Origin of the sequence: Micromonospora sp. M51 (genome assembly GCF_018070305.1) — a bacterium.
GTDB classification, from domain to species: Bacteria; Actinomycetota; Actinomycetes; order Mycobacteriales; family Micromonosporaceae; genus Micromonospora; species Micromonospora parva.
Map to the genome: position 1 here is coordinate 1 of NZ_JAGPXZ010000092.1, position 12691 is coordinate 12691.

12 protein-coding genes and 2 pseudogenes are annotated in these 12691 nt (G+C 72.6%); 5 read left to right on the forward strand and 9 right to left on the reverse strand.

All coding sequences use genetic code 11. The features are described from left to right. On the forward strand, positions 1-266 hold a 266-nt coding region (locus KBX53_RS07770), incomplete at its 5' end, for a response regulator transcription factor (RefSeq protein ID WP_210858292.1). Between the two features lie 14 nt (positions 267-280). Here the strand turns inward: KBX53_RS07770 and KBX53_RS07775 are convergent. Together KBX53_RS07775 and lipA are read right to left on the reverse strand one after the other, a co-directional pair. Then, positions 281-1955: pseudogene (locus tag KBX53_RS07775) on the reverse strand (hypothetical protein). Positions 1956-2008: 53 nt separating this feature from the next. Then, positions 2009-3004, reverse strand: a complete 996-nt coding sequence (gene lipA / locus KBX53_RS07780) for a lipoyl synthase (protein ID WP_081883748.1) — start codon at positions 3002-3004, stop codon at positions 2009-2011. A gap of 445 nt (positions 3005-3449) precedes the next feature. Here lipA and aspS point away from each other — a divergent pair, with 445 nt between their 5' ends. Then, positions 3450-4736: an aspartate--tRNA(Asn) ligase gene (gene aspS, locus KBX53_RS07785; protein ID WP_030330075.1), complete on the forward strand. Its 1287-nt coding sequence runs from the start codon at positions 3450-3452 to the stop codon at positions 4734-4736. Between the two features lie 45 nt (positions 4737-4781). Here the strand turns inward: aspS and KBX53_RS07790 are convergent, their stop codons facing one another. The 3 genes from KBX53_RS07790 to KBX53_RS07800 all read right to left on the reverse strand — a co-directional run bounded on the left by KBX53_RS07790 (position 4782) and on the right by KBX53_RS07800 (position 7781). Further along, a complete protein-coding gene (locus tag KBX53_RS07790; protein WP_210858294.1) occupies positions 4782-5174 on the reverse strand; it encodes a VOC family protein in 393 nt (130 codons plus the stop codon). Positions 5175-5226: 52 nt separating this feature from the next. Beyond that, on the reverse strand, positions 5227-5868 hold the full coding sequence (gene lipB, locus KBX53_RS07795; RefSeq protein WP_030330071.1) for a lipoyl(octanoyl) transferase LipB: 642 nt from the start codon (positions 5866-5868) through the stop codon (positions 5227-5229). Between the two features lie 80 nt (positions 5869-5948). Further along, on the reverse strand, positions 5949-7781 hold the full coding sequence (locus KBX53_RS07800; protein ID WP_210858296.1) for a DUF2079 domain-containing protein: 1833 nt from the start codon (positions 7779-7781) through the stop codon (positions 5949-5951). A gap of 218 nt (positions 7782-7999) precedes the next feature. Between KBX53_RS07800 and KBX53_RS07805 the strand changes: the two genes are divergently transcribed. Further along, positions 8000-9160, forward strand: a complete 1161-nt coding sequence (locus KBX53_RS07805; protein ID WP_309140729.1) for a PHB depolymerase family esterase — start codon at positions 8000-8002, stop codon at positions 9158-9160. Here the strand turns inward: KBX53_RS07805 and KBX53_RS07810 are convergent. Further along, positions 9057-9971, reverse strand: coding sequence for an LLM class flavin-dependent oxidoreductase (locus KBX53_RS07810; RefSeq protein WP_210858298.1), 915 nt, complete (start codon positions 9969-9971; stop codon positions 9057-9059). The genes KBX53_RS07805 and KBX53_RS07810 overlap by 104 nt on opposite strands. A 179-nt stretch (positions 9972-10150) precedes the next feature. Beyond that, positions 10151-10390: pseudogene (locus tag KBX53_RS07815) on the reverse strand (DUF1731 domain-containing protein); the annotation flags it as partial. On the opposite strand from KBX53_RS07815, the gene KBX53_RS07820 reads away from it, so the two are divergent. Beyond that, the gene (locus KBX53_RS07820) at positions 10275-10649 is read left to right on the forward strand and encodes a hypothetical protein (protein WP_210858301.1); all 375 of its coding nucleotides are present in this window, start codon (positions 10275-10277) and stop codon (positions 10647-10649) included. The pseudogene KBX53_RS07815 and the gene KBX53_RS07820 sit on opposite strands and share 116 nt — an antisense overlap. 30 nt (positions 10650-10679) lie before the next feature. On the opposite strand, the gene KBX53_RS07825 is transcribed toward KBX53_RS07820, so the two are convergent. Further along, positions 10680-11678 (reverse strand): aldo/keto reductase, encoded by a 999-nt coding sequence (locus KBX53_RS07825; protein WP_210858303.1) that lies wholly within the window; start codon positions 11676-11678, stop codon positions 10680-10682. 55 nt (positions 11679-11733) lie between these two features. On the opposite strand from KBX53_RS07825, the gene KBX53_RS07830 reads away from it, so the two are divergent. Further along, positions 11734-12108 (forward strand): MerR family transcriptional regulator, encoded by a 375-nt coding sequence (locus tag KBX53_RS07830; protein WP_030337991.1) that lies wholly within the window; start codon positions 11734-11736, stop codon positions 12106-12108. An 88-nt stretch (positions 12109-12196) separates the two neighbouring features. Here the strand turns inward: KBX53_RS07830 and KBX53_RS07835 are convergent. After that, the coding region (locus tag KBX53_RS07835) for a hemerythrin domain-containing protein (protein WP_247675265.1) at positions 12197-12691 on the reverse strand (495 nt) is incomplete at its 5' end.

Genomic DNA, 12691 nt, shown 5'->3' on the forward strand with positions numbered 1-12691 from the left:
CCACCCTGGCGCGGCGGGTCGGCCTGCGCGGTGCGGCCGGCGGGGCCGGCGCGGACCTGCTGACCGCCCGGGAGCGGGAGGTGCTGCGGTTGGTCGCCGAGGGGCACAGCAACAGCCGGATCGCCGAGCGGTTGTTCATCTCGCCGAAGACGGCAAGCGTGCACGTCTCCCGGATCATCGCGAAGCTGGGCGTGTCCAACCGGGTGGAGGCCGCCGCCCTGGCCCACCGCCTGGGCCTGCTCACCGAGGCCGCCGCGCCGCGCTGACAGCGGCTGCGGGATCAGCGCGGCAGGTAGATGCGCCAGCCCTCGATCGTGACCAGGTCGAGGCTGCCCGGCGCGACCCGCTGCCGCTCGTCGAGCACCCCGGCCAGCGGCGAGCCGGCCGGCGCGACCCAGGCCGGCGCCGTCGCGCTGTCCACCTCCCGCCGGTACGCGGGGTAGCGGTCGAACCCGGGGTGGAGGTTGTCGTCGACGACCGCGCAGACCACCCGCTCCGCGGTGGCGAAGGTGAGCCGGTTGCAGGTCCAGTAACCGGCGCGCACGTGCCGTACGCCGAGCTGACGCAGGGTGCTCACCAACTCGGCGTGCCGGGCTTCGGCGGCCCGGGTCGCCCCGACGGTCTGCGCCGCCCGCCAGGTGGCGTGAGTGGCGGTACCCACGGTGGTGGCGAGCAGCAGCACCGCGAACGAGCGGGCCACCGTCGACCGGACGCCGTGCCGGCCGGTCGCCGCCGGTCGCAGCCCACGCCGGGCCACCGTCCACACCGGCCAGAGCAGCGCCGGCAGGGAGATGAGCAGGCAGGACAGGTAGCGGGAACTCTCCACCGGCGTGAGCCCGGCGGCACTGCTGACGGTGTACGCCCCGAGGGTGGCCAGCGCGGCCAGCACGAGCGCCAGCCGGACCGCCGCCGCCACCCGGGGCGACACCGCGCCGGGGCCGACCTCGGCGGGGCCACTGTCGGCGGTGCGCAGGACCCGCCAGGCGGTGCCGGCGGCGACGGCCAGCAGCAGCGGCAGGACGAGTGCCCACCACAGCTGCCAGGTGGCGCACTGGCCGGGAGCGCAGAAGCCCATGCCCAGCGGCGGGCCGAGCACCAGACCGCCGTGCAGCCGGTCCACCCAGCCCGCGCTGGCGTTCGCGCCGCTGGCCACGAGCACGGCGTGCAGCGGGTTGCGCCCGGTCAGCAGGCTGTGCAGCAGCAGCGGGGCCGCCCCCAGCACGGCCGCCACCCCGAGCAGCGCCCCGGCGGCACCCCACAGTTCCCGGCGGCGGAACGCGACGAGGACCGCCCCGGTCGCCGCGACGTACGGCAGCACGAGCGGGTCGACCCAGAGCATCAGACCGGCCAGGAACCCCCAGGTGGCCCAGCGCGCCAGCCGCCAGCACTGCCGCCCGGTGTCGGCCGACGGCCCGCGGCGGTCGGTGGCCAGGTCCACGGCGAGCAGGGCCAGCGCCGCCGCGGCCACGTTCATCTCGGGGTAGCCGCCGCCGGCGATCAGCTGGTTCTTGACGATCCGGTCGGAGCCGAGGGCCAGCAGCACGACCATCAGCAGCCCGAACCACCGGTCCCCGGTCAGCCGCAGCGTCAACCGCCAGGCCAGCAGCAGGAACAGCGCGTACAGGGCCAGCGTGGGCAACCGCAGCCCGAGCAGCGACGGCCCACCGGCCACGGCGAACACCGGCGCGGCCAGGTACGCCTCCAGCGTGCCCATGTACTGCTGGCCGTAGAACCAGATCGGGAAACCCTCGCCCCGGGCGATGTGCAGCGCGGCCAGCCCCATGGTGGCCTCGTCGCTGTTCGTCGGGCGCGGCCTGCCGCAGCAGCCAGAGCCGGTAACCCACGCCGGCGAGCACTGCCAACCCGGTGAGCCAACCGACCAGGCTGGCACGTGCGCCGGGACGCGGGCGGGGCGCGCCCGCGCCGCGCGGCTGCTCGCGTACGCCGACGGTCATCACAGGATCATGACACCCGGACGTCGAACGGCCGCGCGGCGTTGCCGGCGGAGTCAGCTGACGGTGACGACCGAGGCGGCGGCGCGGGCGTCGATGGCCTGCTGGTACAGCCGGCCGGCCCGGTACGACGAACGCACCAGCGGCCCGCTCATCACCCCGGCGAAGCCGATCTCCTCGGCCTCCTCACGCAGCTCCACGAACTCCTCCGGCTTGACCCAGCGGGTCACCGGGTGGTGGCGGGGGGAGGGGCGCAGGTACTGGGTGATGGTGATCAGCTCGCAGCCGGCCTCGTGCAGGTCACGCAGCGCCTGCGAGACCTCGGCCCGCTCCTCGCCCATGCCCAGGATGAGGTTGCTCTTGGTGACCAGGCCGTCGGCGCGGGCCTGCCGGATCACGTCCAGCGAACGGTCGTAGCGGAACGCCGGGCGGATGCGCTTGAAGATGCGCGGCACGGTCTCCACGTTGTGCGCCAACACCTCCGGGCGGGAGCCGAAAACCTCGGCCAACTGCTCGGGGACGGCGTTGAAGTCGGGGATCAGCAGCTCGACGCCGCAACCCGGCTGCAGGGCGTGGATCTGCCGGACGGTCTCGGCGTACAGCCACGCGCCGCCGTCGGGCAGGTCGTCGCGGGCGACACCGGTGATGGTGGCGTAGCGCAGCCCCATCGAGACCACCGACTCGGCGACCCGGCGCGGCTCGTCGGCGTCGAACTCGGCCGGCTTTCCGGTGTCGATCTGGCAGAAGTCGCAGCGCCGGGTGCACTGGTCACCACCGATGAGGAAGGTGGCCTCCCGGTCTTCCCAACACTCGTAGATGTTGGGGCAGCCGGCCTCCTGGCAGACGGTGTGCAGCCCCTCGCGCGAGACGAGCCCGCGCAGCTGGGTGTACTCCGGGCCCATCTTGGCCTTGACCTTGATCCATGGCGGTTTGCGCTCGATCGGCGTCTCGGCGTTGCGCGCCTCGATCCGCAGCAGACGCCGCCCCTCGGGGGCCGCCGTTGCGGTGCGCGCTGCCTGGCCGGTCGTCGGCGCGGAGTGCTCGATCGTCACGAAAACGAGCCTACGCCCGACGGCAGGTGTCTATGTGCGTCAGGCGACCGGCGTCACGCCCCAAACCTTGTGACGCCGGACACCGGGGTGTCGAAAATGTGCGTCACACGAGCGGGATCCGGGTGCTACGGTCACCGCCAACAGCGATGACGGAGCCAAGTAGCGTCCCGACCCCGCCAGTGCAGAGAGCCGCCGGTGCTGAGAGGCGGTCTGGCGCCGGGGCGCGAAGACCCTCCCGAGCTGCGGGCAGAACGGCGAAACGCCTAGTAGAGCTCGCCCGGCTGGCCCCGGTCATCAGGCGACGAACGAGGCCTCCGCTTCGGCGGGGGTGAAGGTGTGGTGGCACCGCGAGGTTCCCGCTCGCCCACACCTGCCTGGGGCTGATGCGACGCATCGCTTCCCCCGGGCGGCGACGGCGTCGCGATCGACCGAGGAGCAGCGCGCCATGCAACGAACCCTGTCCCATCACCTGCCCGCCAGCATCGGCACGACAGTGCGGATCGCCGGCTGGGTGCACCGCCGCCGACTGCTCAAGTCGGTGGCCTTCCTGATCGTGCGGGACGCCGCCGGCCTGGCCCAGGTGGTCGTCACCGACCCGGCCGTCCGCGCCGAACTGGAGAAACTCACCGAGGAGACGGTCGTCGAGGTCACCGCCACGGCCACCGCGAACGGCACCGCGCCCGCCGGGGTCGAGCTGACCGACCCGACGGTACGTCCGCTGGGGCCGCCCGCCGCGCCGCCACCGTTCGACCTGTACCGGCCGGCGCTCACCGCGAGCCTGCCCACCCAGCTGGACCACGCGCCCACCGCGCTGCGGCACCCCACCCGCTCGGCCGCGCTGCGGATCTCGGCGGCCGCGGTGGCCGGGTTCCGGACCGCGCTCGACGCCCGCGACTTCGTGGAGATCCACACGCCGAAGGTGGTCAGCTCCAGCACCGAGAGCGGCGCGAACGTGTTCGCGCTGGACTGGTTCGGCCGGCCCGCGTACCTGGCCCAGTCGCCGCAGTTCTACAAGCAGCTCATGGTCGGCGTCTTCGAACGTGTCTACGAGGTGGGGCCGGTCTTCCGGGCCGAGCCGCACGACACCGTCCGGCACCTCGCGCAGTACACGTCGCTCGACGCGGAGCTGGGCTTCGTTGCCGACCACTCCGACGTGATGCGGGTGCTGCGCGACACACTGGCCGGCATGTTGGGCGCGGTGGACGAGCGGGCCGGCGGGGCCCTGGCGACGCTCGGCGTCACCGCGCCGCAGGTGCCGGCGGAGATCCCGGCGGTGCACTTCACCGAGGCGTTGGCGATCGCCGGCGCGCCCGCCGACGAGCCGGACCTCGCGCCCGCCCACGAACGGGCGCTGGGCGAGTGGGCCCGCCGCGAACACGGGTCGGACTTCCTCTACGTCACCGGCTACCCGATGGCGAAGCGGCCCTTCTACACCCACCCGGACCCGGAGCGGCCCGCGTACTCGAACGGTTTTGACCTGCTCTTTCGGGGTCTGGAACTGGTCACCGGCGGGCAGCGGCTGCACCGGCACGCCGACTACCTGGCGGCGTTGGCGGCCCGGGGTGAGCCGGTCGAGCCGTACGCCGGCTATCTGGACGCGTTCCGGCACGGCATGCCGCCGCACGGCGGCTTCGCCATCGGCCTGGAACGGTTCGTGGCCCGGCTGGTCGGCGCGGCCAACATCCGGGAGGTCACCGCGTTCCCGCGTGACCTGCACCGCCTGACTCCGTAGGGCTGCCCTGCCGGCCCATCCGATCGGGTGGGCCGGCAGCGGGGCTCAGGCGGGGCCGAGCAGGTCCCAGAGGTTGCCGGCGATGTCGCGGAAGACAGCGACTCTGCCGTACGGCTCGGTGCGCGGCGGCTTGACGAACTCGACGTGCATCTCGACCATCCGGCGGTACGTGGCGTCGAAGTCGTCGACCTGGAGGAAGAACCCGACCCGGCCGTGGGTCTGGTCGCCCACCGCGGCCTCCTGCCGCTCGCCGTCGGCGCGGGCCAGCAGCAACCCGGTGCCGCCGCCCGGCGGGCGGACCACCACCCAGCGCTTCGGTCGCCCGTCGTTGGTCAGCGACGGGGAGTCCTCGGCCAACTCGAAGCCGAGTGCCCCGGTGAAGAAGGCGATGGCGGGGTCGTACTCGGTGACGACAACGGTGACGAGGTCGATCTGCATTGGCCCGAGGATAGGCCGACCCTCGGTCACCCCGGCGCGCGGCCGGGCCTGCTCAGAGCGTGACGAGGGTGGAGAGCCGACGCTCGACCACCGGCAGCACGTCGGCGACGCTGATCGGGCGGCCCAGCTCGGCGGTGAGCGAGGTGACGCCGGCGTCCCGGATGCCGCACGGCACGATCCGGTCGAAGTACGTCAGGTCGCAGTCACAGTTGATCGAGAAGCCGTGCAGGGTGACGCCCCGGGCCACCCGGATGCCGATGGCGGCCACCTTGCGGGCCGGCCCCCGGTCGTCGGCGGGCACCCAGACCCCGCTGCGCCCCTCGACCCGGCCGGCGCTCAGCCCGAACTCGGCGCACACGTCGATGAGCAGCTCTTCGGTCCGGCGCACGTAGGCCACCACGTCCACCGGGTCGGGCAGGCGCAGGATCGGGTAACCGACGAGCTGCCCCGGCCCATGCCAGGTGATCTTGCCGCCGCGGTCCACGTCGACGACCGGAGTGCCGTCCATCGGCCGGTCCCACGGTTCGGTGCGCTTGCCGGCGGTGTAGACGCTGGGGTGCTCCAGCAGCAGCACGGTGTCGCCGCGCTCGCCAGCCACCACCGACTCGTGCAGGCGTCGCTGCTCGTCCCAGGCGGCCTGGTAGTCGAGCAGGCCGGCACGAACGGCCGTCAGGCCGGGGGTCGTCGTTGTCACGGCATCAAGCCTAGTCCCGCCATGGGCGATCTTCCCTGGTGAGCCGCCTCACCGGCGAAGATCACCACGGGGGTCGGGGGCTACCGGTCAGCCGGTGGGATCCGCCAGAGCCAGACGTCGTCGACCCGCTGCGGTTCGCCGAACAGGGCGGCGGCGGTACGCCGCAGAGCCTCCTCGTCCACCTCGAACTTCGCGCCGTGCACCTGGTCGGCGAGCACCACCGTCTCGATGCGCCAGTGCCGCAGGTCCGACTGGACCTCCCGGATCGACCCGTCGGTGATGATGGGAACCAGCCCGGTCCGGCCGGCCTGGTCCATCAAGGCGCTCAGGGTGCGCGGCACCGGACCGATCCGGCCCCGCCCGTCCGGCCCACCGGGGCCGAGGAAGAAGCCGCCCGGAATGGCGAACTCGCCCTGCCGGTGCGACAACGCGTACGCCTGCCACCGCTGGCCGTCCGGGTAGATGTCCACGGTCAGCGGCAGCGGGGTCAGCACCCCGTCGGGTGACACGTACTCCCGCCAGGTGCCGGAGGTGATGAACTCCGGGATCGGCTCCCGCTCGTCGGTCAGCAGCGGGGTGGGCAGCAGCGGCGCCAGGGCCACCACGAAACCGACCAGCCAGGCCAGCTCCGTGGAGCGGTGCCGCAGTGGTGCGGCGCGCAACTGGTCGATCGTGTACGCCAGCAACAGCCCCACCACCGGCGCGACCACCAGCGCCAGCCGGGCCGGTAGCGCGGCATTCACCACCGGCAGTTGTCCGAGCAGGTCGAACGGCATGGGGAGGTCGGTGCGTCGGCCGTCGACCTTGGCGACCGGACCGAAGGAGAGCACCGTGAAGATCAGTGCGACGACGCCCAGCGCCCAGAGGGTGGCCCGGCGGTGCGCGTCGGCCCGACGCCAGAGCGCGATGAAGCAGACCACTGTGAGCACCAGCAGCGGGATGCCGAAGAACGAGTTCTCCTCGGTCGGGTTGGGTGCCAGCGAGGTGCCCAACCCGACCTCGCCGGCCAGCGAGCGGCGCGGGAAGGCGGCGAACGCCGCGATGTCCTCGGAGTGGATCACCGGGTCGAAGCCGGTGCCGTGGAACCGTTGTGGCCCGGCGAAGTGCAACCACAGCGGGTACGACAACAGCACCCCGGCGACCACCGCGGTCACCCCGAGCCCGCGCAGGAAATTGGGCAGCGCGGCGCGCGCCTCGGCCCGGTTGGCCGGGTGCAGCGCCCAGATGGCGACGAACACGCCCAGCGCCAGCGCGGTGAAGAAGAGCCCCTCGGCGGCGATCGAGAAGGCCACCGCGACCAGCACGCCGAGGATCACCCCGTCGCGGAGCCAGTGCCCCGGGCGGCGCAGCGCGAACAGCCGCCAGATCAGCAGCGGCACCAGCCAACCGGCGGTCCAGTTCAGGTGCGCGTTGGCGTGCGACACCATGCCGGGGGAGTAGGCGATGAACAGCGCGCCCACCCCGGCGGCCAGGTGGCTGCGGACCAGGTGCCGCGACAGCAGCCAGTACCAGGCCAACGCCGTGGCGAGCAGGTTCAGGGTGAGGATCACCAGGAACGTGGCCGGCGGCCCGATGAGGTACGTGAGCGGGGCGAAGACCGCCGCGTACACGGTGACCGTCGTGTTGACCGCGAGGTTCACGCCGTCCGGGACGTTGATCAGGTAGGTGAAGAGCGGGTTCTCCCCGTGGGTGACCGCGTGCCCGCCGAAGGCGAGCAGCCACTCGAACAGCGCCTGGTCACTGGAGTTGACGGTGATGGTCCGCACGTTCGGGTCCCGCCACAGCCCACTGGTCACCCAAACGGCGAGCGCGAGCGCCACCAGCACGACGATCAGGTCGGCCCGGCGGTTCCGGACGGCGCGCGGCGGTGACGCGGGTGCGGGCCCGGTGGCCAGCGACGGGGAGGACGGCACGCAGCGGACGTTACCAACCGGACCTGGACGGGCCGGTCAGACCTGCAAGGACGGGACCGTTGGGGACGGATTAGGTCCGCCTCGTCGATGGTTCGGCGTACACAGCGTCCGTCGTGAATGTGTGAGTGTGCGCCATGTCATGGCGGCGACACACCGTCGTAACGTCTCGGCAACTCGACCGTGACCCAGTTCACAGTCCGCCCCCTCAGGAGGCCGCCGTGCGCCGCTCCTCGTCCATCCTCACCCGGCTGCTCGGTGCGGTCGCCGGGGTCGCCCTCGCCGCCGCGGGCGTGGTCGCCATCGCCGCACCCGCCCAGGCCGCAACCCTCACCCAGGTCACCGGTTTCGGCTCCAACCCCGGCAACCTCGCCATGTACGCCTACCGGCCGGACAACCTGCCGGCCAACTCCCCGGCCGTCGTCCTGCTGCACGGGTGCGTCCAGAACGCCTCCGGCTACTTTGCCAACTCCGGCTGGCAGAAGTACGCCGACCAGTGGAAGTTCGCCCTGATCGTCGCCCAGCAGCCGTCCGGCAACAACGCCAACTCCTGCTTCAACTTCTTCGAGGCGGGCGACACCACCCGAGGCCAGGGCGAGGCGCTGTCGATCAAGCAGATGGTCGACCACGCCAAGGCGAACTTCGGGGTGAACGGCTCCCGGGTGTACGTCAGCGGGCTCTCCGCGGGCGGGGCGATGAGCGCGGTCATGCTCGCCACCTACCCGGACGTCTTCGCCGCCGGGTCGATCATCGCGGGTATCCCGTACCGCTGCGCCACCAGCATGGTCAACGCGTTCAGCTGCATGAACCCGGGTGCGGACAAGACCCCGGCCGCCTGGGGCGACCTGGTCCGTGGCGCGTACTCCGGCTACACCGGCCCGCGCCCCCGGGTGGCGATCTGGCACGGCACCTCGGACACCACCGTCACCCCGCTCAACGGCACCGAGTCCCGCGACCAGTGGACCAACGTCCGGGGCGTGTCGCAGACCCCGACCAGCACCTCGTCGCTGCCCGGCAACACCAGCCTCGAGGTGTACGGCAACGACGACGTGCGGCTCTACCGGATCTCCGGGATGGGCCACGGCACCCCGGTCGACCCGGGCTCCGCAGCCGAACAGTGCGGCACCGCCACCGCGTACTTCCTGGACACCATCTGCTCGACGTACCGTGACGCGCTCTTCTTCGGTCTGAACGGTGGCGGCACCAACCCGACCCCGCCCCCGGCCCCGACGGGCCCCCCCACCCCCCCTCTTGATCAACGGGGGCGTCAGCGTGGGATCAGGTCAGCCGGGCCAGGACCGGCGCGAGAGGCTCCAGCGCGGCCTCGCGAACCACGAACCGGGTCACCCCCCAGCGCCGTTCATGCTCGGCGACCGCCGTGATGATCTCGTCCACCGTGCCGATCAGCACGAACGGAGTGGTCAACAGCTCGGCGACGGTCATGCCGTTGCGCCGGGCCTGTTCCGCGGCGGCAGCCTCCGCGTCGTCGGTGACCATCACCGTCTGCACCAGCGCCTCCAGTGCCGGCGGGTCGGCCCGGCCGGCTGCGCCGTCGGCCACGCAGGCCAGCTGCGCCTCGATCTGGTTGGTCCGCCAGCGAGCCTCATGCTGGTGGCCGTCGGCGAGGGTACGTCCGAACCCGGTCAGCCCGACCACGTCGGCGTGCGCGCCGGCCCACCGCAGCAGGGCCGAGTTCGCCGTACCCATCGTGAGCGGGATCCGTTCCTGCACCGGCCGGGGTTCGCGCAGCACCGCCTCGCGCATCGTCAGCTCGGCCGTGTCCACGGTGACCCGGGCCCCGTCGAGCAGGGCGCGGACCGCCTCGGCGACGGCCACGCAACGACGGACCCGACCGGCCACGTCGGGGCGTTCCCGGCCCACGGCGCGCCACTCCGCCGGGGTGTGACCGGCGCCGACACCGAGCCGGGCCCGTCCACCGGAGATCAGATCGAGGGTGGCCACGTCGGCCGCGAGCAGCATCGGTTCCCGTACGCCGAGGTTTGACACGTACGAGCCGAGCCCGATCGTCGAGGTGACCGGGGCGGCGGCGGCCAGCGCCACGAACGGTGACGTCACGTCGCCAGGGTGGTCGGCGGCGAGCAGGGCGTCGAAGCCGGCGGTCTCGGCCCGGCGGGCCAGCTCGGCCCAGCTCGCCGCGTCGGTCGGGGTGGCCTGGAGGGAGAAAGTCGCCATCGGTCCAGCTTCGGCCCACGCCGGCCCCCTGACCGCCGATTTCTGCCGAGGGCCGAACCACCCAGGGTGGGGCCGGGCGAAGCCCCACCCCCCCCGCCCCTGTTGAACACGTGGTTTGCGACATCCGGAAGCCGGAATCTGACGTAAACCTCTTGATCAACGCCAATGGTGGTGGGGTTTAGGGCTGCTTTTAGGGCTTGGGGGAGCGTGGGGTGCTGGTAGGGGTAGGCGGCTCGGGCTAGGACGCCGGGCAGGACGCGGGTGCTGGTGAGGGCCTCGTGGGCGAAACCGCCGAGGACCACCTTGAGCGCCAGCGCGGGGATCGGGATGATCGCCGGGCGGTGCAGCTGCCGGGCCAGTTCACGGGTGAACTCGGCGTTCGTCACCGGGTTCGGCCCCACCACGTTCACCGGGCCGGAGCCGGTCCGTCGCCGGGACGCGGTCCAGATGATCGGCGAGGCGATCGGCCGTCCGGTGCGGTTCGACGAGCTGACCCCGGAGCAGGCCCGGGACTACTGGAAGGACACCTATCCCGCGGAGGTCATCGAGTGGTTCCTGGAGATGGGCCGGTACGTTGACGGCAACGCCTGGGTCGCCCCGGACGTCGAGCAGGTGACCGGCCGCCCCGGGCGCACGTTCCGGCAGTGGGCCGCCGAGCACGCGGACGACTTCCGGTGACGGCACCCGGGGCGTGGACCGGCCCGGTGGTCAGGCCGCGGGGGCCGGGCGCAGGTCGGCGAGCAGTCGCTCCACCTCGGCGTACGACTCGGAGCTCAGTGGGCCCAGTTCCAGGGTGGCCAGGTTCTCGTCGGCCTGGGCCACGGTGCGCAGGCCGGGGATCGGCACGGTACGGGGGCTGCGCGCCAGCAGCCAACCGAGCGCGCCCTGCGCGAGGGTGCGCCCGTCGGCGGTGAGCGCGGCGCGGACCTCGTCGACCCGGGCCGCCCAGCGCGGCGTCGGCCGGCCGTCGGTGAACCACTCCAGCCATTCCGGTGCCCGTCCGCGCACATCGTCCGCCCCGACCGCCCGGGTCGATCCGGTGAGCAGCCCCATCGCCAACGGCCCACGGTTGAGGCTGGCCAGGTCGTGTGTGTCGCAGACCGCCAGCACCGCCGCGTTGTCGCGCAGCACCGACTCGTCGTGCTGGATCGCGGCGCAGTGCGGGCCGGCAGCCGCGAACGCCTCCGCCGAGGCGGGGTCGTCGGTGCTCCAGCCGTACGCCCGGATCTTGCCCTGGTCGACCAGGCCCTCCAGGGTGTCGATCAGATCGAGCGCGGCGGGCACCGGCAGGTCGTTGAGGTGCAGTTGGTAGAGGTCCACGTAGTCGGTGCCGAGCCGGCGCAGCGAGTCGTCGAGGCTGCGCACCGCGAAGGCCGGGCTGGCGTCGGTGCCGAGCGCCCGCCGGGTGCTCTCCTCGCTGACGTTGCCGAACTTGGTGGCGATCACCACGCTGTCCCGTCGCCCGGCCACCGCTTGACCGAGGATCCGTTCGCTGTGTCCGGCGCCGTAGTTGCTGGCGGTGTCGAACAGGGTCACCCCGAGTTCGAGCGCCCGGTGGATGGTGCGGATCGACTCGGCGTCGTCCACTTCACCCCAGCCGAACGGCTGCCCGTCGTCACCCCAGAGCGGGCCGCCGATGGCCCAGCATCCCATTCCGATAGCGCTCACCGTGATGCCGCTGCGTCCCAGCGTCCGTGTCGTCGTCATGGCACCAGCCTCCAACCTGGAGCGCGCTCCAGGTCAAGCACTAGCATCTCGCGACATGAGCGGTTACGCCCCCTCGGAGGCCGCCCGCCGCAGCGGCTTCAGCCTGGACACCCTGCGGTACTACGAGAAGATCGGCCTGCTCGCCGACGTGGAGCGGACGGCGGGCGGGCAGCGGGTCTTCACCGACGACGATCTCGGCTGGTTGGAGCTGTTCCGGTGCCTGCGCGACACCGGGATGCCGATCGCGCAGATGCGCCGATACGCGCAACTGGCCCGCGACGGTGACCACACCGTCGACGAGCGCTGTGCACTGCTGCGAACCCACGCGGTGCGGGTCGAGGAGCAGATGGGCCTGCTCCAGCGCCAGTACGAGCATCTCCGGGAGAAGATCCGCTACTACGAGCGGCTGCCCGGCCCGCCGCCGACGTGACGGTGGCAGGGCCCGGCAGTCGCGCCGGTGTGGCGGCGTCCCGGGGTCGGTGACACCGCCACATCGGCGCTCCGGAGTCGATCACGGCTCAGCTGGGCGGCGCGGTCAGGCCGAGGAGTTCCTCGGCTGTCCCGGCTCGACCGGGGCGCGCGGTCCGGGCGGTGACCAGCCGCGTCTCCTCGTAGCGGAAGTGCGATTCGACCAGGGCGGCCAACCCGTCCAGCTCACCGCGCACCTGCTCGACAGGCACCGCGTCGCCGCCGGCCAGTAACGCCTCGACCCGCTCCAGGATCCCGGCCACCACCTCGTGGTCGGTGATCAGGTTGTCGATGACCGGGCGCAGTTCGGGGACCTGCTCGGCCAGCAGCCGGAACGCGCCCGCGTCCTCGCCGGTGTGGTGTCGCCCGAGCGCGGCGCAGAAGGTCAGGCAGTGCGCCCGCAGGTGCCGTGACGGGGTGCCGAGGTCGGCCCTGAGCCGGGCCAGTTCCGCGCTGAGCCAGAGGTGGATCTCGATCATTTGATTGCCGACGGCGGCGAGCCGGTCGGCCGGTGAACCGTTTGGGTGCACGTGAGTCCCATGCTG